Origin of the sequence: Actinomadura verrucosospora, assembly GCF_039540335.1 — a bacterium.
In the GTDB taxonomy this organism is placed as follows: Bacteria; Actinomycetota; Actinomycetes; order Streptosporangiales; family Streptosporangiaceae; genus Spirillospora; species Spirillospora verrucosospora.
On sequence record NZ_BAABEV010000051.1, the window covers coordinates 37,725 to 57,508 of the forward strand.

The following is a 19,784-nucleotide window of genomic DNA, read 5'->3' on the forward strand; positions in this document are numbered from 1 at the left end:
TCCCTCTCTCATCGCGTGCGCCGGGCGGGCCGGGCGGCGTCGCGGCCGCCCGGCCCGCCCGGTCCTGTCAGCCGGGCGACACGGCGCCGTCCCCGTCCAGGGCCGCGCCGTCCGCGCCGTCCGGGCCGGAGGCACCGGCGCGGCCGTGCGCGCCGCTGAGCCGCTCGGCGTGCTCCTGGAGGGAGCGGACGCCGACCTGGCCGCCGGCGACGGCCTCGATGCCCTGCACGGCCGCCGCGAGGCCCTGGACGGTCGTCACGCACGGTACGCCCCGCAGCACGGCCGCGGTACGGATCTCGTAGCCGTCGAGCCGCGGCCCGGACTGGCCGGGGCTGCCGAAGGGAGTGTTGACGATGAGGTCGACCTCGCCGTCCAGGACGCGCCGCACGATCGTGGGCTCGCCGGACGGGCCCGGACCCTCGCTGTGCTTGCGCACGATCTTGGCACGCACGCCGTTGCGGCGCAGGACCTCCGCGGTCCCTTCCGTGGCAAGAATCTCAAAGCCCAGGTCAGCCAGGCGCTTCACGGGGAACACCATGTGCCGTTTGTCGCGGTTCGCGACGGACACGAACGCCCGCCCCTTGGTCGGCAGCGACCCGTACGCGGCCTGCTGCGACTTGGCGAACGCGGTGCCGAACACCTCGTCGATGCCCATGACCTCGCCGGTGGAGCGCATCTCGGGGCCGAGGACGATGTCGACGCCCTGCCCGTGCTCGTTGCGGAACCGGTCGAAGGGCAGGACGGCCTCCTTCACCGCGATCGGCGCGTCCAGCGGCAGGGTCCCGCCGTCGCCGGCCTCGGGCAGCATGCCCTCGGCGCGCAGCTCGGCGATGGTCGTGCCCATCATCACGCGGGCCGCCGCCTTGGCGAGCGGCACGGCGGTCGCCTTGGAGACGAACGGCACCGTGCGGGAGGCCCGCGGGTTCGCCTCCAGCACGTACAGGACGCCCGCGGACAGCGCGTACTGGACGTTCATCAGCCCGCGCACGCCGACGCCGCGCGCGAGCGCCTCCGTCGACTCGCGGATGCGGCGGATGTCGTCGTGCCCCAGCGTGATGGGCGGCAGGGCGCACGCCGAGTCGCCGGAGTGGATGCCGGCCTCCTCGATGTGCTCCATCACGCCGCCGAGGTACAGCTCCTCGCCGTCGAACAGCGCGTCCACGTCGATCTCGATGGCCTCGTCCAGGAAGCGGTCGACCAGGACGGGGTGCTCGGGGCTGGCCTCGGTGGCGCGGGCCATGTACGACTCCAGCGTGGAGTCGTCGTACACGATCTCCATGCCGCGCCCGCCGAGCACGTAGGACGGGCGGACGAGGACGGGGTAGCCGATCTCGGCGGCGATCTCCCGCGCCTCCTGGTAGGACGTGGCCGTGCCGTGCTTGGGGGCGAGCAGCCCCGCCCGGTGCAGGACGCGTCCGAACGCCCCGCGCTCCTCGGCGAGGTGGATGCTCTCCGGCGAGGTGCCCACGATCGGCACGCCGGCGTCCTTCAGCTTCTGGGCGAGGCCGAGGGGCGTCTGGCCGCCGAGCTGGACGATGACGCCCGCGACCTCGCCGGACCGCTGCTCCGCGTAGACGACCTCCAGCACGTCCTCCAGCGTGAGGGGCTCGAAGTAGAGCCGGTCGGAGGTGTCGTAGTCGGTGGAGACCGTCTCGGGGTTGCAGTTGACCATCACGGTCTCGTAGCCCGCCTCGGCGAGCGTGAACGACGCGTGGACGCAGGAGTAGTCGAACTCGACGCCCTGGCCGATGCGGTTGGGGCCGCTGCCCAGGATGATGACCTTCGGCTTGGCGCCCGGCGGTACCTCGGTCTCCTCGTCGTAGGCGGAGTAGAGGTAGGGGGTCTGCGCCTCGAACTCGGCGGCGCAGGTGTCCACGGTCAGGTAGACGGGGCGGATGCCGAGGGCGTGGCGCAGCTCGCGCACGACCTCTTCGGAGAGGTTGCGCAGCTCACCGATCTGCGCGTCGGAGAACCCGTGCCGCTTGGCGCGCAGCAGCTTGTCCCTGGTGAGCGCGTCGTCGGCGGTGCGGATCTCCTCCGCGACCTCGTTGATGGCGGCGATCTGGTCCAGGAACCAGGGGTCGATGCCGGTCGCCTCGTAGAGCTCCTCGACGGTGGCTCCGGCCCAGAGCGCGCGCTGGACGTCCCTGAGCCGCCCGTCGTGGGGGCGGCGGGCCGACTCGACGAGCGCGGCGGCGTCGGCGTCGCCCGCCCAGCTGAACGAGGTGCCCTTCTGCTCCAGGGACCGCAGGGCCTTCTGCAGGGCCTCGGTGAAGCACCGCCCGATGGCCATGGCCTCGCCCACGGACTTCATGTGCGTGGTGAGCGTGCCGTCGGCCCCGGGGAACTTCTCGAACGCGAACCGGGGCACCTTCACCACGACGTAGTCGAGCGTCGGCTCGAACGAGGCGGGCGTCTCGCGGGTGATGTCGTTCGGGATCTCGTCCAGCGTGTACCCGATGGCCAGCTTCGCCGCGATCTTGGCGATGGGGAAGCCGGTGGCCTTGGAGGCCAGGGCCGAGGACCGCGACACCCGCGGGTTCATCTCGATGACGATCATCCGGCCGGTGCCGGGGTGCACGGCGAACTGGATGTTGCAGCCGCCGGTGTCGACGCCGACCTCGCGGATCACCGCGATCGCGACGTCCCGCATGTTCTGGTACTCGCGGTCGGTCAGCGTCAGCGCGGGGGCGACGGTGATCGAGTCGCCGGTGTGCACGCCCATCGGGTCGAGGTTCTCGATCGAGCACACGATCACCACGTTGTCGCGGCGGTCGCGCATGACCTCCAGCTCGTACTCCTTCCAGCCGAGGATCGACTCCTCCAGGAGCACCTCGCCGGTCGGGGACGCGTCCAGCCCGGCCCCGGCGATGCGGCGCAGGTCGTCCTCGTCGTGGGCGAAGCCGGAGCCGCGCCCGCCCATCGTGAACGACGGCCGGACGACGAGGGGGTAGCCGAGCTCGCCCGCCGCCGCCAGGCAGTCCGCCATCGAGTGGCAGATGACCGACCGGGCGGACTCGGCGTTCAGGCCCTGCTCGCGGGCGACCTTGGCGACGACCTCCTTGAACCGCTCGCGGTTCTCCCCGGCCTGGATCGCGTCCACGTCGGCGCCGATCAGTTCGACCTCGTACTTGGCCAGGACGCCGCTCTCGTAGAGCGCGATGGCGGTGTTCAGGGCCGTCTGGCCGCCGAGGGTGGGCAGCAGCGCGTCCGGCCGCTCCTTGGCGATGATCTTCTCGACGACCTCCGGGGTGATCGACTCGACGTAGGTCGCGTCGGCGAACTCGGGGTCGGTCATGATCGTGGCCGGGTTGCTGTTCACCAGCGTGACCCGCAGGCCCTCGGCCTTGAGCACCCGGCACGCCTGGGTGCCGGAGTAGTCGAACTCGCACGCCTGCCCGATGACGATCGGCCCGGAGCCGATGACGAGGACGGAGTTCAGATCTTCGCGGCGCGGCATTACTTCGACGCCTCCATCAGTTCGCAGAAACGGTCGAAGAGGCCGGAGGCGTCGTGCGGGCCGGCCGCGGCCTCCGGGTGGTACTGGACGCTGAACGCCGGGCGCTCCAGCAGCCTCAGCCCCTCGACGCACCCGTCGTTCAGGTTGACGTGGCTGACCTCGCCGGGCCCGTAGGGGGTGGCGAACGGCCCGTCGGCGGGCGCGTCCACGGCGAACCCGTGGTTGTGCGCCGACACGTCGACCTTGCCGGTCGTCCGGTCCTGGACGGGCTGGTTGATGCCCCGGTGCCCGAACCTCAGCTTGTAGGTGCCGAGGCCGAGCGCGCGGCCGAAGATCTGGTTGCCGAAGCAGATCCCGAAGAACGGCGTCCCGGTGTCGAGGACGCCCCGCAGCGCGTCCACGGCGTAGTCCGCGGCGGCCGGGTCCCCGGGGCCGTTGGAGAAGAACACGCCGTCGGGGGCGAGGGCGAGGATGTCGCCGGCCGTGCTGGTCGCCGGCAGGACGTGCACCTCGCAGCCCCGCTCGGACATCCGGTACGGCGTCATCGACTTGATGCCGAGGTCGACGGCCGCGACCGTGTAGCGCTTCTCGCCCCGCGCCGGGATGACGTAGGGCTCCCGGGTGGAGACGTCCCGGGCCAGGTCGGCGCCCTCCATCGAGGGGCTCTGCCGGACGCGCTCGACGAGGGCGTCCTCTCCGGCGAGAGCGGCGTCCGCGCCGCTGAAGATGCCGGCGCGCATCGCGCCCCGGTCGCGCAGGTGCCGCGTCAGCGCCCGCGTGCCGGGGATGGCGATGCCCACCACCCCCTGCTCGCGCAGCGCCGAGCCGAGCGAGCCCGTGGCGCGCCAGTTGGACGCCACGCGGGCGGGCTCGCGCACCACGTAGCCGGCCACCTGGATGCGGCGCGACTCGGGGTCTTCGGCGTTGACGCCGGTGTTGCCGATGTGGGGGGACGTCATCGCCACGATCTGGCGCGCGTACGAGGGGTCGGTCAGGGTCTCCTGGTAGCCGGTCATGCCGGTGTTGAAGACCATCTCGCCGAAGGTCTCGCCCTCGGCCCCGTACGCGGCCCCGCGGAACACCCTGCCGTCTTCCAGAACGAGCAGAGCAGGGTTCATTGGAGCTTCCCTTCGAGGACGGTCGGCTTGCCGCGCAGGAACGTCGCGACGACCCGTCCGGGCAGCTCCAGCCCCGCGAACGGGGTGTTGCGGCTCTTGGAGGTCATCGCCGACGGGTCGACGGCGCGGCGCGGCGCCGGGTCGTACAGCGTGATGTTGGCGGGGGAGCCGGCCTCCAGCGGACGTCCCTGTCCGGAGAGGCGGCCGATGCGGGCGGGGCGGACCGACATGCGGTCGGCGACCCCGGCCCAGTCGAGCAGACCGGTCTCGATCATGGCCTCCTGGACGACCGGCAGCGCCGTCTCCAGGCCGATCATGCCCATGGCGGCCACGGCCCACTCGGTCTCCTTGGCCTCGACCGGGTGGGGGGCGTGGTCGGTGGCGACGCAGTCGATCGTCCCGTCGGCGAGGGCGTGCCGCAGCGCGGTGACGTCGTCGGCGGTGCGCAGCGGCGGGTTGACCTTGAAGATCGGGTCGTAGGACCCGGCCTTGGCGTCGTTCAGCAGCAGGTGGTGGGGGGTGACCTCGGCGGTCACCGGGCAGCCCTTGCTCTTGGCCCAGCGGATGATCTCCACCGAGCCGGCCGTGGAGACGTGGCACACGTGCAACCGCGACCCGACGTGCTGGGCCAGCAGCACGTCCCGGGCGATGATCGCCTCCTCGGCGACGGCGGGCCAGCCGCGCAGGCCGAGCGCCGCGGACATCTCGCCCTCGTTCATCTGGGCGCCCTCGGTGAGGCGCGGCTCCTGGGCGTGCTGGGCGACGACGCCGTCGAACGCCTTCACGTACTCCAGGGCCCGGCGCATGATGACCGCGTCCGACACGCAGTGCCCGTCGTCGGAGAAGACCCGCACCCCGGCGGCGGAGTCGGCCATCGCGCCCAGCTCGGCGAGCTGCTCGCCGGCGATGCCGCGGGTGACCGCCCCGACCGGCTGGACGTCGCAGTACCCGGCCTCGCGCCCGAGGCGCCACACCTGCTCGACCACGCCGGCCGTGTCGGCGACGGGGTCGGTGTTGGCCATCGCGTGGACGGCGGTGAACCCGCCCATCGCGGCGGCCCGCGTGCCGGACTCGACGGTCTCGGCGTCCTCGCGGCCCGGCTCGCGCAGGTGGGTGTGCAGGTCGACGAGACCGGGCAGGGCCACGAGCCCGGCGGCGTCGACGACCTCGGCGCCGGCCTCGTCCAGGCCGGTCCCGACCGCGGCGATCGCGCCGTTACGGACGAGGATGTCGGCGGTCCGGCCGCCGAGGATCCGGGCGCCCTTGATGATGTGGGTGCTCACTGGGGGACCTCCTGGCCGATGGCGGGCTCGGAGCCTCCGAGCAGCAGGTAGAGGACGGCCATGCGCGCGCTGACGCCGTTGGCGACCTGCTCGACGATCGTGGAGCGGACCGAGTCGGCGACCTCGGCGGCGATCTCGACGCCGCGGTTCATCGGCCCGGGGTGCATGACGATGGCGTGGTCGGGCAGCTCGGCCATGCGCTCGGCGTCCAGCCCGTAGCGGCGGCTGTACTCGCGCACCGTCGGGAAGTAGGCGGCGTTCATGCGCTCCTGCTGGACGCGCAGCATCATGATCACGTCGCTCTTCGGGATGACCGCGTCCAGGTCGTAGGACACCGAGCAGGGCCAGGTGTCGATCGCGACCGGCAGCAGGGTCGGCGGCGCGACCACGGTGACGTCGGCGCCGAGCGTGTCCAGCAGCAGGACGTTGGATCGTGCCACGCGGCTGTGCAGCACGTCGCCGACGATCGTGACCTTGCGGCCCTCCAGATCGCCCAGGCGCTTGCGCATCGTGAACGCGTCCAGCAGCGCCTGCGTGGGGTGCTCGTGGGTGCCGTCGCCGGCGTTGACCACGCTCCCCCGCACCCAGCCGGCCAGCCGGTGCGGCGCGCCCGAGGCGTTGTGCCGGATGACGACGCCGTCCGCGCCCATCGCCTCCAGGGTGAGCGCCGTGTCCTTCAGGCTCTCGCCCTTGGAGACGCTGGAGCCCTTGGCGGAGAAGTTGATCACATCGGCGGACAGCCGCTTGGCCGCGGCCTCGAACGAGATGCGGGTGCGGGTGGAGTCCTCGAAGAACAGGTTGACGACCGTCCGGCCGCGCAGCGTCGGCAGCTTCTTGATGGAGCGGCCCGCGATCTGCGCGAGCTCCTCGGCCGTGTCGAGGACGAGCAGCGCGTCGTCGCGGGTGAGGTCGGCGGCGGAGATCAGGTGGCGGTTCATTCGGTACCCCCCGTCGGGCCGAGCAGCACCGCGTCGCGCCCGTCGTTCTCGTCCAGCAGGACCTTCACGGTCTCGCGCATCGAGGTGGGCAGGTTCTTGCCCACGTAGTCGGCGCGGATCGGCAGCTGCCGGTGCCCGCGGTCCACCAGCACCGCCAGCTGGACGGCGCGGGGCCGGCCGAGGTCGTTCAGCGAGTCCAGCGCGGCGCGCACCGTGCGCCCGGAGAACAGCACGTCGTCGACGAGCACGACGACCCTGTCGTCGATCCCCTCGGGGGGCAGCTCCGTGCGGCCGAGGGCGCGGGCGGGCCGCATCCGCAGGTCGTCCCGGTACATGGTCACGTCGAGCGAGCCCCAGGGCACCGGGCGGCCCTCGACCTCGCGCAGGGCGCCGGCGAGCCGCTCGGCCAGCGTCACGCCCCGGGTCTGGATGCCGAGCAGCAGGACGTCGTGGCCGCCCTTGGTCCGCTCGAGGATCTCGTGTGCGATGCGGGTCAGCGCGCGCCTGATGTCGGGACCCTCCAGAACGGCCTTGGGCCGGGGGTCACCGTCCGCCACGCGCTGCTCCTGCCTGGAGGCAGCATTCACCGCCGAAACCTCCTTCCCCGCCTCACGGGACGGGCCTTAAAGGACGTCGTGTCCCCCACACGTTAGCAGCCGGCCCCGCCTGCCCCGCACCCCGGCCCGGTCCCCGTCTTCGCAGGTGAGAGGGGTCACATTACGGGGCGTCCCGGGGGCCGGGGCGCCCGCCCGCGCGGGCCGCCGCACCCCCGCCCGCACGGGCCGGCCGCGATCCGGACGGCCCGGATCGAGTCCTGCGGATTCGACCGCTTTTTTCCAATCAGCTTGACCTGGGGCCGTACCCGTTTTACCGTCACTGTCCGTAACCATCCCTGGAGACAGAGTCCTGAGGCCCCCTGGCTTCGCGAATCTGTCTCCCCCCGGTGACAGCCGGGGTTCGACGACGACGAAAGTGAGCCTGGGGGGCCGCATCATGCCGTCTGAATATGCAAAGGCTCTCGGCGCGCGCCTGCGCGCCATCCGCACCCAGCAGGGCCTGTCCCTGCACGGTGTGGAAGAGAAGTCACGCGGCCGCTGGAAGGCCGTCGTCGTGGGTTCGTACGAGCGGGGCGACCGCGCCGTCACCGTTCAGAAGCTGGCCGAGCTCGCCGATTTCTATGGCGTGCCGGTTTCCGAGTTGCTGCCCGGCGGAGCCGCGCCGAGCCCGCTCGGGCCTACACCCAAGCTCGTGATCGATCTAGAGCGGTTGCAGCAGCTTCCGAAAGACAAGGCCGGTCCTCTCGCCCGCTACGCCGCGACGATCCAGAGCCAGCGGGGCGACTACAACGGAAAGGTCCTGTCCATCCGTCAGGAGGACCTGCGATCACTCGCGGTCATCTATGACAAGTCCCCGACCGAGCTCACCGAGGAGCTGATCGGCTGGGGCGTCCTCGACCCGGAGGCGCGCCGCGCCGTCGAGTCGTTCTGAGTCACCGCACCACCTGTTCCACCGCACGACCTGCTTCACCGCACGACCGTGACGGGGTCCGGCACCGCGCCGGGCCCCGTTCCGCGTGCGCGCCGCCGTCCCGGGCGCGGGACGAGCAGGGCCAGCGGGAGGACGGCCGCCATGACGGCGGCGCTCACCGCGAACCCGGCGGAGAACCCGCCCTCGCCGGGGACGGCCACGACGATGACCGCGCTGACCTGCGTCCCGAGGGACGCTCCGACCGTCCGCAGCAGCGTGTTGATGCCGGTGGCCACGCCGGTCTCCCCCGGCGGGACGGCCGCGACCACCAGGGTCGCCACGGCGGCGTAGGCGAAGCCGAGGCCGACGCCCCGCGCCAGGCCGCCCACGTAGAGCTGCCACATGGCGCCGTGCTCGACCGCCACGAACGCGTAGCCGAGGCCGGTCGTCGCCGCGCCGCCGAGCAGCACCGCGCGGGAGCCGACGCGCCGGTCGAGCAGGCCCGCCGTCATGCCCGCGACGGTCATGCCGACGCTGGCGGGGAGCTGGAGCAGCGCCGCCTGCGTGGCCGTCCCGCCGAAGCCGTACCCGGTGCCCTCCGGGAGCTGGACGAGCAGGGGGAACAGCAGCCCGCCCGCCATCAGGGCGTAGCCGGACAGGAGCGAGGCGGCGTTCGCCGTCCACACCCCGCGCACCCGCATGAGGCGCAGGTCGATCAGGGGCTCGCGGACGCGGCCCTCCACCCACAGCCAGGCGCCGACCGCCGCCAGCGCGAGCGCGAGGAGCCCGAGGACGCCGGGGGACGTCCAGCCCCAGTCCATCCCCTCGGTGAGCGCGGTGAGCGCGGCCACCAGCCAGGCGGCGAAGAGGGCGGCGCCCCACCAGTCGACCCGCGCCGCCGGGCGCGGGCCCTCGCCGCGGTGTCCGGCCGGAACGATCCACCAGGCCAGGACGACGCCGGGCACCAGCCCGACGACCGGCACCCACAGCAGCCAGCGCCAGCCGAGCAGGTCGATGATCGGCCCTGCCAGGCACCACGACACGGCGCCGCCGAGGCCGAGCATGGACGACATGAGCCCGACGGCCGGGGCCCGCCGGGCGGGCGGCAGGACGTCCCGGATGATCGTGTACGCCAGCGGGAAGACGCCGCCGCCGACGCCGGACAGGACGCGCCCGGCGAGCATGACCGGCACCGTCCCGGCCAGCGCCGCGACGAGCGTCCCGGCGGTGGCGACGGCGAGCACGGCGAGCAGCACGCGGCGCGCCCCGTACAGGTCGCCGAGCCGCCCGACCACCGGCGTGGCCACGGCCGCGGACAGCGTCATCGCCGTGAGCGCCCACGCCGCGCCCGCCGGGGTCGTGTGCAGCCCGTGCTGGATCTGCGGCAGCGCGGGCGTCACCACGGCCATCGAGAGCGAGTAGGCCATCACGCCGAGGAAGGCCAGCAGGGGGACCAGCCCGCGCCCGCCCCGCCCCGCCACCGCGCCCTCCCGAAGTTCGCCCCCCTAACAATCTCATAGTGGGACGAACCACCCCGCTCCCGCCTTGCCGTCGGCTACCGGCGCCGCCGCCGCTGAGGATCTCTCCACCGCCGTGCCGGACGCGGGAAGGCCGTCAGTCCGCGGGCGAGGACCAGGCGACCGGGAGGGCGGAGGGCCCGTTGATGACGTGGCCCGGCTTGCGGGTGATCTCGTCCGACGGCACCGCCAGCCGCAGGGACGGCAGCTCGCGGGTGAGCAGCGCGACGGCCGTCTCCACCTCCATGTGCCCGAGGTGGCGCCCGATGCAGTGGTGCGGGCCGTAGCCGAAGGACAGGTGCCGGTTCGGGGTGCGGCCGAAGTCCATGCGGTGCGGGTCGGTGAAGACGCGCGGGTCGCAGTTCGCGGCGTCGTGGGACGGGATGACCAGGTCTCCGGGCGCGAGCCGCTCGCCGCTCGGCAGCGTCACCTCGCGGGTGACCCGGCGCGGCAGGTCGTCCGCCGCGGTCGTGGAGAACAGGCGCTCCAGCTCGGTGACCGCGCCGGGGACGGCCTCGGGATGCGCGCTGAGGTAGCCGTAGGCGGTCTCGTGGTCCTCGTAGGGGTGGGTGAGCAGGACGTGGATCTGCGTGCCGATGCTGCTCGCCACGGTCTCCCAGCCGCCGAGCACCAGCGTCATCGGCAGCTTGACCCGGCGGTCGAACGGCAGGCCCGCGGCGCCCTCGGCGACCTGGGACAGCAGATCCTCGGACGGGTCGCGCCGCCGCTCCTCCACGAGGCCGCTGAGGTAGCCGACCATCGCCGTCTGCGCCTCGGCCGCGTCGACGCGGGTCTGGGCGCTGGTGCCGAGGAACGCGTCGCCCCAGGCGTGGAAGCGCAACCGGTCCCCCTGGGGCAGCCCCATCATGTCGCAGATCAGATCGAGCGAGAACGGCAGCGCGAAGGCCGTGACGAGGTCGGCGGGCTCCTCGCCCGCGAGCATCGCCGTCAGCTGCGCGGCCGCCCGCTCCTGCGCCTTGCGCCGCAGCCGCTCGGTGGCCTGCGGCGAGAACCAGTCCTTGACGGCGCCGCGGACGGCCGCGTGGTTCTCCATGTCCAGGCCCAGCATCGTCCCTTCGAGGTCGACGGCGTCGGCGTCGAGAGCCGCCTCCCGGGAGAACGCCTCCTGGTCGCGCAGCACCTGCTCGACGTCGTGGTAGCGGGTGACGAGCTTGGCCGTGGTGCCGTCGTGGCGCCGCACCTCGGCGACGCCGGTGCCGGTCTCGCGGATCTCGTGGTAGCGCGGGTTCTTGTGCAGCCCCGGCCGGTTGACGCCGTCGGCGTCGCTGTCGAGCGGATGCGGGATGCGGGCGGGTGCGGACTGCTCCGGGGCGGCGTCGAGGGCCATCCGGCGGATCCCTTCGTCGTACGGACGCGGCGGGGCTCGATGGCCGGACCGTCAACGGCAGGCCAGCCGAGACCCACGGTTCGGAATGCCTGCCAGGAGGATTTCCACGATCGTCCGCGTCACAAACCCATGATCGTCCCGTTGCCGCGCAGGGCCTCGACGCGCTCGGGGGGCAGGCCCAGGACGTCCCGGAGCACCTCGTCCGTGTGCTCGCCGAGGGTGGGCGCGGGAACCGGCGGCGGCGAGGACCCACCGAACCGCACGGGCGAGCCCGGGGCCAGGTGGAGGCCCACGCCCGGCTGGTCGAGCGGCGCCATGAGCGGCTCGTCGCGCAGTCCGGCGGCCACCTCCGCGAAGTCGCGGTAGCGGGACCACAGGACGGACGTGCGCTCCAGCCCCTCCGCGACCTGCTCGCAGGTGCGGGAGGCGAACCACGACGCGAGCACGCCTCCCAGCGCCTCGCGGTGGCCGTAGCGGTCGCCGGCGCGGCGGAGGTCGGCGCCCAGGGCGCGTTCGAGGGCTCCGACCACCTCGCCGAGGCCGGTCGCCTCGACCAGGTCGCGCCAGTGCCGGGCCGTGAGGACCGCCACCATGACCCGTCCGTCGGCCGTGGCGAAGTCGCGCCCGAAGTCGCCGAAGAGGTGGTTGCCGAGCCGCGCCCGGGGCTCGCCGAGCTGGGCCTCCGCGAGGTACCCGAGGTTCCCTGCGGTGGCCAGGGCGACGTCCCGCAACGCGACCCGGATCTGCCGGCCCTCGCCGGTGCGCAGCCGGTGCCGCTCCGCCGCCAGCAGCCCGACGGCCATGTAGAGGCCGCACGCCACGTCCCACGCGGGCAGCGCGTGGTTGACGGGGGCCTCCTGACCGGCCGGACCCGTGATCGACGGGAAGCCCGTGGCGGCGTTCACCGTGTAGTCGACGGCGTTGCCGCCCTCCCGGGTCCCCTGCAGCCGGACGTGGATCAGGTCGGGCCGCGCGGCCCTCAGCTCCTCGTAGGACAGCCCCGGCCGCGGCGGCGCGTTGGTCAGGACCGCCCCGCCGTGCGCGACGAGTCCGGCGACCAGCTCGCGGCCCTCGGGCGAGCGCAGGTCGACGGCGACCGACCGCTTGCCCTTGTTCAGCCCGGCCCAGTACAGGCTGCGGCCGGACGGCGCGAGCGGCCACCGGTCGATGTCGGGCCCGCCGCCGATCTGGTCGACGCGGATGACGTCCGCGCCGAGCTGCGCCAGGGTCATCCCGCCCAGCGGCGTCGCGACGAAGCTGGACAGCTCGATGACGCGCATCCCGTCCAGCGGCAGTAGGTCGGACATCCGGCCATGTCTACCAACCGCCCTCCGCCGTGCCGCGACCGGGGTGAGACCGCGCCGGAGGGGCCGGCTCGGGGGTTGCGGACCCTCCGGCGCGATCGGTCCGGCCGCCGGAGGGGGGACGCGGCCTCCCATGGCGGGGCGGCGCCCCCGGCCTCCGGCGGGGCCGGCCCGGGGAGGGGGACGGCCTCCGGGGTGGCTCAGCCGGCCTCGGGGACGGGCAGCGTGGGCTGCCCGTCGACGCCGAGGGTGTCCTCGACGAGGGTGACGAAGACCTCGGCGTCGTGCAGCAGCTCCTCCGCGTCGCGCGGGGTGACGGCGCGCGGCAGGCCCGCCTCGGCGGCGGCGCGCTTGTCGGCGCCGGCGGCGAAGAAGGCGGCCCACTCCCGCAGCGCGGGCTCGGCCTCGGGCAGCAGCACCCAGACGCTGCGCGGACGGCCGCGGCGATGGGTCTCCAGAGGCTCCTTGGACGCCAGGACCGCGGCGGCCGCGCGCAGCGCCGCCAGGTGGGCGCACACGTAGCGGACGGCCGGCGAGGTGGCCTCGGCCGCCTCGGCGAGGCCCATGCGGGCGGCGTGCAACTGCCCGACGGCCGTGTGCGCCGGGCGCGGCGCGGGCATCGGGCGGTGGCGTGGGCGAGGACTGGGGGACGGGACGGCCTGGGCTGCGGAGTGGACTCCGCGTGCGGTCATCGTTCCGGACATCTCTGCCTCCTTCCGGGGCTCGGGCCGGCCGGGCGGAGAGCTTCCCCTCTCTCCGCCCGGCCGTCGGCCCCGCCGAAACACCGCGATCGGCGGGACGTCGCCCTGGCGCGGGCCGCGAGTCCCGCACCACATCGAACATAAGTTCGATGCGCTTCACAGTAAACCGCCCTGACGGCGATTCGTCAACGTGTTCGAACGCGTGTCGTATCCCGCAGGTCAGCGGGGTTGACAGCGGCCCGGACGCGGCGCTCGCGGGGAGGCTAGCGAGCCCGCCTGACGTGCACGGGGACGCCCGTGCCGACGAGGTCGGGGAAGTACTCGGCGATGTGCATCGGCATGCGGACGCAGCCGTGCGAGGCGGGGTGCAGGGGCACGTCCAGGGCGCCGTGGAAGGCGATGCCGCCGTTGAAGTAGATGGGGTTGTAGAGCTGCCCCAGGGGCGAGGTCTCCCAGCCGGAGGCACGGCGCCCGGTCCGGAAGTCGCCCGTGCCGGTCGTGGCGTAGCGGCAGCGCGCGACGGTGGCGCCCCGGTCCTTGGCGCAGTAGTACTCCCCCGACCCTGACGACACGTGCGTGATGAGCCGCGGCCTTCCGTCCTTGTAGAGGACGAGGTACTGGCGCTTCAGATCCACGTCGACGCGGTTCCTCTCGCGCTTCTTGGCAACCGGCCGAGGCTCCTTGGGGGCGTCCAGGGCCCTCCAGAACGAGGCGGAGAGCGTGCTCTTCTGCTTGAGGCGGTTCACCGCCTGGAACGCCCACACGGCCGTCTGCGTGGACGGCCCGTACCTCCCGTCGGCCTTCCCCGGGTCGTAGTGCAGTGCCTTGAGGCGCTGCTGGAGCGCCTTGACGTCGGGCCCCTTGGCACCCGGTTTCAGCTTGCGGTGCGTGGGACTCGGTTTGGGCGTCGCCGGCGCCTTCGACGGCGTCGCCTTCGTCTTCGTCCCCTCCGACGGGGCGGGAGCCGCCGCGTCGATGTCGTCGCAGCCCGTCAGGACGACGGCCGCGATCAGCAGAACCGCGCTCTTCCGCACGTCGATCGCTCTCCCTCGCATGCGCTGACCTTAAAGTTCTACCCATGCATCCGAATGCCGAAATCGTCGCGAAGGCTCTGCTCGACCTGGGCGCGACGGGAGCGATCGTCGAACTGCCCGACTCCGCGAGGACGGCGCAGGCCGCGGCGGAGCAGCTGGGCTGCGAGGTCGGCGCGATCGCCAACAGCCTGGTGTTCGACGCCGACGGGTCGCCGCTGCTGGTGATGACCAGCGGCGCGCACCGCGTCGACACGGTGAAGGTCGCGGCGCTGGTGGGCGCGGCGAAGGTGCGGCGGGCGTCGCCGGAGTTCGTCCGGGAGGCGACCGGCCAGCCGATCGGGGGCGTCGCGCCGGTCGGCCATCCGGAGCCGATCCGCACGCTGGTGGACGTCTGGCTGGACAGGCACGACGAGGTGTGGGCGGCGGGCGGGCACCCGCACACCGTCTTCCCGACGTCGTACGGCGAACTGCTGAGGATCACCGGCGGGACCCCCGCCGAGGTCGAGTGACGGCAGGCGAGGCAGGGGAAGGGGTGGAGTGATGGAACTGTGGCACAACCCGCGCTGCTCGAAGAGCCGCGCCGCCAAGACCGCGCTGGACGAGGCGGGCGTGGAGTACACCGAGCGCCGCTACCTGGACGAGCCGCCCACGGCGCGGGAGCTGGACGAGGTCCTCGCCCGCATCGGCGCCGAGCCGTGGGACGTGGCGCGGCTGAACGAGCCCGTCGCCAGGGAGCTCGGGCTCAAGGACCTCGCACGCGACCGGGCCCGCTGGATCGAGATCATGGTCGCGAACCCGGTGCTGATCCAGCGTCCGATCGTCGTGACGGACGCGAGCGCCGTCGTGGCGCGCGATGCCGAATCGGTGCGCAAGGCCCTCGACAGCCAGTGACACCGGTGTGATTCTGGGGAGTCGGGAAACGGCGCAGGGGCCGAGCACCGGAGGGGTGATGGCGACGCAGATGCGGACGGGTCCGGCGGCGCGCGACCCGCAGTTCCGGGGAATCGACCCGCCCGCGCTCAACCAGGTCATCAGGCAGCTCCAGGACGCGCAGAACGCGATCCAGGGGTGGCTGAACGGCCATCGCCCGCCGCCCGGCGTCTCCGCGGCCGGGTACCGGCAGGCCGACGAGGTGGCGCGGTGGGCCGCCGAGCAGCTCGGGATGCTGACGCGCCGGTACAACTTCGCGGTCACCCATCCCTCCCCCGGCGGAGGCATCGACATGCCGCCGGCGCCCACCCCGGCCCCGGCGCCGCGGAAGACCGGAGGCGGCCCGGCGGGGGCGCCGCGGCCGGTGAAGGCGCCGCCGCACCGGTCCCCGCCCGCGAAGGCGGCCCCGCAGCCGACCCCGCACGGCGCCGGCGACATCGGCAACTTCCCCGACCGGCCCGCCGCCGCCCGGGCCGCCAGGGCCGACGCGCTGGCCATGGCCGCGTCCGTCCAGCACGGCCGTCCCGTCCCGGACACGGTCTGGAAGCACCTGGAGGCCAACGCCGGCGACCCCGACTACACCGAGAAGCTGTACGAGCGGCTCGGCCCGGCGGCCGCCGCGGAGCTGCTGAAGGCCGCCCAGGGCGACAGGGCGCGGCTGGCGGCCGTGCGGCAGTCCCTCGGCACGTCCAGCCACCATCTGACGATGGACGTGAAGTGGCTGCGCGCCTTCCTGGCCGAGGCCGACCGCGCCGGGGTCCGTCCCGTCGCCGTCCAGGTGCTCCTGGGCGCCGACATGAGCGGCCGCACGCGCGAGGCCCTCGCCCGGCTCGACCTGCACCCGTCCACCGCCACCGCCTGAGAGGTCGCCATGGCCGCTCCACCGCCTCCCGGCAGCCTGCCCCCGCCGATCACGGGCGCCGCGTCGGCCCGGCTGTCGCCCGCCGAGCAGCCCAACCCGGAGTACCAGCAGCTCTACCAGGCGTACTCGGACGCCTACGGCAGCATCGACCGGCTCCGGCAGGCGCTGGACGGGCCCGTGAAGACCCTCGGCGGCACGGACGCGTGGCTCGGCCCGGAGGCGCGCGAGTGGGGCGGGCAGCTCGACGCCAACCGCGGCACGCTGCGGAAGGCCGCCGACCGGATCCTCTGGGACCTCTACGATCGGCTCTCCGCGACCCAGCGGACCATCGCGCGGGTCTAGTCTCTGTCGGGTGAGGGACCCGAAGCTGCGCGAGATCGACGAACGCGCCTTCCTACGCAGGCTGAGCCCCATGCTGGACGTGTACGCGGCCGCGATGGAACCGCCGAACGAGCAGCTCCCGGGCCGGCACACCATCATGGAGCGCCATTCCTCGTATCCGGGGTTCCGCGCGTTCGTGGTCGAGCGGCGCGGGGCGCTGCCCGTCATGCCGGCGCCCGTCCAGGGGTTCGCCTACGGTTTCCACGGGGCGCGCGGCCAGTGGTGGCACGACGTCGTCTACCAGGCGCTGTCGGACCGCGAGGGGCCCGAGCACGCCGACGCGTGGCTGGAGGACGCCTTCGAGGTCGCCGAGCTGCACGTCCATCCGCAGGCGCAGGGCAGGGGTCTCGGCCGGGGGCTGCTCAACGCGCTGTGCGACGGGCGGCCGGAGCGGACGGTCGTGCTGTCGACGCTCGACAGGACGCCGGACACCCCGGCGCGCCACCTCTACCGTTCGGTCGGCCTGGTCGACCTGCTGGCCGACTTCGAGTTCCCGGGCGGCGGGCCCCGCTACGCGGTGATGGGCGGGCGGCTGCCCCTCGCGCCGTACCCGGCGCCGTCCAGCAGCGAGTAGACCTCGCGCGTCGCCGTCGACTTGTTGAACGTGATGAAGTGGATGCCCGGCGCGTCCTGCTCCAGCAGCTCGCCGCACAGCTCGGCGGCGTGCTCGATGCCGAGCCGGCGGACGGCCTCCGGGTCGCCCGCGACGGCCTCGAAGCGGGCCCTGACCTCGGGCGGGAACGGCGCGCCCGACAGCTGCTCGGACCGCTCGATCGTGCTGAGCTGGGTGACCGGCATGATGCCGGGCAGGATCGGCACGTCGCAGCCGGCCGCCTCGACGCGGTCGCGCAGCCGGAAGTAGTCCTCGGCGCGGAAGAACATCTGGGTGATCGCGTAGTCGGCGCCGGCGCGGCACTTGTCCACGAAGTGGCGGGTGTCGCTCTCGATGTCGCGCGAGCGCGGGTGCTTGTAGGGGAACGCGGCCACGCCGACGCAGAAGTCGCCGTAGGAGCGGATCATCCGGACCAGCTCGGCGGCGTACTCGACGCCCTCCGGGTGCTTGACCCACTCCCCCATCGGGTCGCCGGGCGGGTCGCCGCGCAGCGCCAGGACGTTGCGGACGCCGGCTGCGGCGAACCGGCCGATCAGGTTGCGCAGCTCCGCCTGGGAGTGGTTCACGGCGGTGAAGTGCGCGACCGGCGTGAGGGTGGTGTCGGTGGCGATGCGCTCGACGATGTCGACGGTCGTGTCGCGGGTGCCGCCGCCCGCGCCGTAGGTGACCGACACGAACGTCGGGTGCAGGGACTCCAGCTCGCGGATCGTACGCCACAGGTTCCGCGCGCCCTTGTCGGTCTTGGGCGGGAAGAACTCGAACGAGAACGAGCGCTCGCCCGAGGCGAGCAGTTCTCGGACGGTCGGGGGCCTGTGGGGGCGTACGGGTCGCATTCCCCAAGCCTACAGAAGCGCGCCGGAGGGGACCGGCCCGGCGGGGAAGGGCGGCCGGCCGCCGATCCGCGTGATGCTCGCCACACCCGGCATGCGTTATGTACGCATTTCCGAAGATCTTATGACATCTCACGTTCGCGATGGAGGGTGGAAAGCACCCAGGTGGATACGATCTCGGCATGTCGACCACCCGGATCCGCAAGGAGGTCGACGAGGCGCTGCTGGCCTTCGTCGACCGCCGGCGCCCCGCGCTGCGCGCCATCAGCGAGGACCTCGCACCGCTGCTGTCGGCCCTGGACGCCCTGCTCGGCGGCGGCAAGCGGCTGCGTCCCGCCTTCTGCTACTGGGGGTGGCGCGCGGCGGGCGGCGAGGACGGGCCCGGCATCGTGGCCGCCGCCGCGTCCCTGGAGCTGCTCCAGGCGAGCGCGCTGATCCACGACGACGTGATGGACTCCAGCGACACCCGGCGCGGCCAGCCGTCCGCCCACCGGCGGTTCGAGGCGCTGCACCGCGCCCAGGCGTGGCCGGGCGACGCCGAGGCCTTCGGCGGCGGCGCCGCCATCCTGCTCGGCGACCTGTGCCTGGCCTGGTCGGGCGAGATGTTCGAGACCTCCGGGCTGGACGGTGCGAGCAGGTCGCGCGGCCGGGAGGTCTACGACCTGATGCGCACCGAGGTCATGTGCGGCCAGTACCTCGACATGCTGGAGGGCGCGCGCCGCCAGGCGAACGTCGCGACGGCGCTGCGCGTGGTGGAGTACAAGAGCGCCAAGTACACGATCGAGCGCCCGCTGCACCTCGGCGCGGCCCTGGCCGGAGCCCGCCCCGACGTGGCGGCCGCGCTCACCGGCTACGGCCTGCCGCTCGGCATCGCCTTCCAGCTCCGCGACGACGTGCTCGGCGTGTTCGGCGACCCGGCCGAGACCGGCAAGCCCGCGGGCGACGACCTGCGCGAGGGCAAGCGGACCGTCCTGGTCGCGCTCGCCCTGGAACGCGCCTCCGCGAGCCAGGCCGCGGCGCTGGAGCGCCGTCTCGGCGACCCGGAGCTGGACCGTCCCGGCGTGGACGAGCTGCGCGCCGTCATCGAGGAGACCGGGGGCCTCGCCGCGTGCGAGGCCATGATCGAGCGCTACCTGCGCGAGGCGGAGCAGGCCCTGGAGACGGCCCCGATCACCGACGGCGCCCGGGAGGCGCTGGCGGAGCTCGCGGTGGCGGCCACCACGCGCAGCACCTGACCCGCCCGGCTCCCGCGTCCCCCGTGACACGATCCGGCCAAGTTTTCCCGGCGCACTAGAACTTTCCCACTGATCGGTGGCAGAAATGTCGCCATGTGCGCCGACACCCCAGGAGACCGCGTCCCGCGCTTCGACCCGCTCCCGGAGGAGGAGTGGGACGACGTCGTCCGGGCCGTGACCGACACGATCGGGCCCCTGAACGTCATCACCACGCTCGCCCGGCACCCGGAGCTGTTCCGGTCGTGGATCGGGTTCGGCTCCATGCTGCTGATGAACGGGACGCTGGGCGCCCGCGACCGCGAGCTGGCGATCCTGCGCACGGCGCACCACCGGTCGTGCGCGTACGAGTGGGACCACCACCGGCGGGTCGCGCTGGACGCGGGGCTCACCGAGGACGAGATCGCCGCGCTCCGCGAGGACCCGGACCGGCACGGCTGGAGCGACGACGACCGCATGGTGCTGGCCGCCGCGGACGAGCTGCACGAGCGCGGCACGATCAGCGACGCCGCGTGGACGGAGCTGGCCACGCGCTTCGGGGAGCGCGAGCTGATCGAGCTGGTGATGCTCATCGGCCACTACCACATGGTCGCCTTCGCCCTGAACGCCCTGCGGGTCCAGAACGAGGACGGAGATCACGGCGCCCGGGGGGAAGGGGCGGGCGGATGAGGCCGGGACGCGGGCCGGCGGGCGCGGTCGCGGCCGTCGCCGCGCTGGCGCTGACGGCGGCGCCGGCGACCATGCGCGCGTCTTCTCCAGCAGCTCC

General features: G+C 73.5%; 18 protein-coding genes and 1 pseudogene. 8 read left to right on the top strand and 11 right to left on the bottom strand.

Annotated features, from left to right (window positions below; all coding sequences use genetic code 11):
• Nucleotides 1-151 precede the first annotated feature (151 nt).
• From carB to pyrR, 5 genes and pseudogenes are all read right to left on the bottom strand, one after another.
• Nucleotides 152-3,460, bottom strand: a pseudogene (gene carB, locus ABD944_RS36165) (carbamoyl-phosphate synthase large subunit); the annotation flags it as partial.
• On the bottom strand, nt 3,460-4,578 hold the full coding sequence (gene carA, locus ABD944_RS36170) for a glutamine-hydrolyzing carbamoyl-phosphate synthase small subunit (protein ID WP_345184753.1): 1,119 nt from the start codon (nt 4,576-4,578) through the stop codon (nt 3,460-3,462). The gene carA and the pseudogene carB, both read right to left, overlap by 1 nt.
• Nucleotides 4,575-5,861: a dihydroorotase gene (locus ABD944_RS36175; RefSeq protein ID WP_345184756.1), complete on the bottom strand. Its 1,287-nt coding sequence runs from the start codon at nt 5,859-5,861 to the stop codon at nt 4,575-4,577. The genes carA and ABD944_RS36175 overlap by 4 nt, the downstream gene beginning before the upstream one ends.
• Nucleotides 5,858-6,799, bottom strand: coding sequence for an aspartate carbamoyltransferase catalytic subunit (locus ABD944_RS36180; RefSeq protein WP_345184758.1), 942 nt, complete (start codon nt 6,797-6,799; stop codon nt 5,858-5,860). The genes ABD944_RS36175 and ABD944_RS36180 overlap by 4 nt, the downstream gene beginning before the upstream one ends.
• Nucleotides 6,796-7,356 carry a bifunctional pyr operon transcriptional regulator/uracil phosphoribosyltransferase PyrR gene (pyrR, locus tag ABD944_RS36185; protein WP_345184760.1) on the bottom strand — a complete coding sequence of 187 codons (561 nt, stop codon included), beginning with the start codon at nt 7,354-7,356 and terminating at the stop codon, nt 6,796-6,798. The genes ABD944_RS36180 and pyrR overlap by 4 nt, the downstream gene beginning before the upstream one ends.
• Nucleotides 7,357-7,792: 436 nt before the next feature.
• Between pyrR and bldD the strand changes: the two genes are divergently transcribed.
• Complete coding sequence (bldD, locus tag ABD944_RS36190; RefSeq protein WP_021597992.1) at nt 7,793-8,287, top strand: transcriptional regulator BldD; 495 nt, start codon at nt 7,793-7,795, stop codon at nt 8,285-8,287.
• A 35-nt stretch (nt 8,288-8,322) separates the two neighbouring features.
• Here the strand turns inward: bldD and ABD944_RS36195 are convergent, their stop codons facing one another.
• The 5 genes from ABD944_RS36195 to ABD944_RS36215 all read right to left on the bottom strand — a co-directional run bounded on the left by ABD944_RS36195 (nt 8,323) and on the right by ABD944_RS36215 (nt 14,191).
• A complete protein-coding gene (locus ABD944_RS36195) occupies nt 8,323-9,747 on the bottom strand; it encodes an MFS transporter (RefSeq protein ID WP_345184762.1) in 1,425 nt (474 codons plus the stop codon).
• 133 nt (nt 9,748-9,880) lie between these two features.
• Nucleotides 9,881-11,131: a cytochrome P450 gene (locus tag ABD944_RS36200; RefSeq protein ID WP_345184765.1), complete on the bottom strand. Its 1,251-nt coding sequence runs from the start codon at nt 11,129-11,131 to the stop codon at nt 9,881-9,883.
• Between the two features lie 119 nt (nt 11,132-11,250).
• Nucleotides 11,251-12,438, bottom strand: coding sequence for a CoA transferase (locus ABD944_RS36205; protein ID WP_345184767.1), 1,188 nt, complete (start codon nt 12,436-12,438; stop codon nt 11,251-11,253).
• Between the two features lie 197 nt (nt 12,439-12,635).
• Complete coding sequence (locus tag ABD944_RS36210; RefSeq protein ID WP_345184768.1) at nt 12,636-13,139, bottom strand: SAV_6107 family HEPN domain-containing protein; 504 nt, start codon at nt 13,137-13,139, stop codon at nt 12,636-12,638.
• Between the two features lie 260 nt (nt 13,140-13,399).
• Nucleotides 13,400-14,191 (bottom strand): L,D-transpeptidase family protein, encoded by a 792-nt coding sequence (locus tag ABD944_RS36215; protein ID WP_345184771.1) that lies wholly within the window; start codon nt 14,189-14,191, stop codon nt 13,400-13,402.
• Between the two features lie 23 nt (nt 14,192-14,214).
• On the opposite strand from ABD944_RS36215, the gene ABD944_RS36220 reads away from it, so the two are divergent.
• The 5 genes from ABD944_RS36220 to ABD944_RS36240 are packed head-to-tail and all read left to right on the top strand — an operon-like array spanning nt 14,215 to nt 16,917.
• Nucleotides 14,215-14,679, top strand: a complete 465-nt coding sequence (locus ABD944_RS36220) for a YbaK/EbsC family protein (protein ID WP_345184773.1) — start codon at nt 14,215-14,217, stop codon at nt 14,677-14,679.
• Nucleotides 14,680-14,710: 31 nt separating this feature from the next.
• On the top strand, nt 14,711-15,061 hold the full coding sequence (locus ABD944_RS36225; protein WP_345184775.1) for an arsenate reductase family protein: 351 nt from the start codon (nt 14,711-14,713) through the stop codon (nt 15,059-15,061).
• A gap of 58 nt (nt 15,062-15,119) precedes the next feature.
• Nucleotides 15,120-15,962 (top strand): hypothetical protein, encoded by an 843-nt coding sequence (locus ABD944_RS36230; protein ID WP_345184777.1) that lies wholly within the window; start codon nt 15,120-15,122, stop codon nt 15,960-15,962.
• 9 nt (nt 15,963-15,971) lie between these two features.
• On the top strand, nt 15,972-16,304 hold the full coding sequence (locus ABD944_RS36235; RefSeq protein ID WP_345184780.1) for a hypothetical protein: 333 nt from the start codon (nt 15,972-15,974) through the stop codon (nt 16,302-16,304).
• A gap of 10 nt (nt 16,305-16,314) precedes the next feature.
• On the top strand, nt 16,315-16,917 hold the full coding sequence (locus tag ABD944_RS36240) for a GNAT family N-acetyltransferase (RefSeq protein WP_345184782.1): 603 nt from the start codon (nt 16,315-16,317) through the stop codon (nt 16,915-16,917).
• Here ABD944_RS36240 and metF read toward each other — a convergent pair.
• Nucleotides 16,854-17,789, bottom strand: a complete 936-nt coding sequence (gene metF / locus ABD944_RS36245) for a methylenetetrahydrofolate reductase [NAD(P)H] (protein WP_345184784.1) — start codon at nt 17,787-17,789, stop codon at nt 16,854-16,856. The genes ABD944_RS36240 and metF overlap by 64 nt on opposite strands.
• 179 nt (nt 17,790-17,968) lie before the next feature.
• On the opposite strand from metF, the gene ABD944_RS36250 reads away from it, so the two are divergent.
• Both ABD944_RS36250 and ABD944_RS36255 read left to right on the top strand, forming a co-directional pair.
• Entirely contained in the window at nt 17,969-19,021 is a 1,053-nt protein-coding gene (locus ABD944_RS36250) for a polyprenyl synthetase family protein (protein ID WP_345184786.1), read from the top strand.
• 93 nt (nt 19,022-19,114) lie between these two features.
• Nucleotides 19,115-19,687 (top strand): carboxymuconolactone decarboxylase family protein, encoded by a 573-nt coding sequence (locus ABD944_RS36255; RefSeq protein WP_345184788.1) that lies wholly within the window; start codon nt 19,115-19,117, stop codon nt 19,685-19,687.
• Nucleotides 19,688-19,784 lie beyond the last annotated feature (97 nt).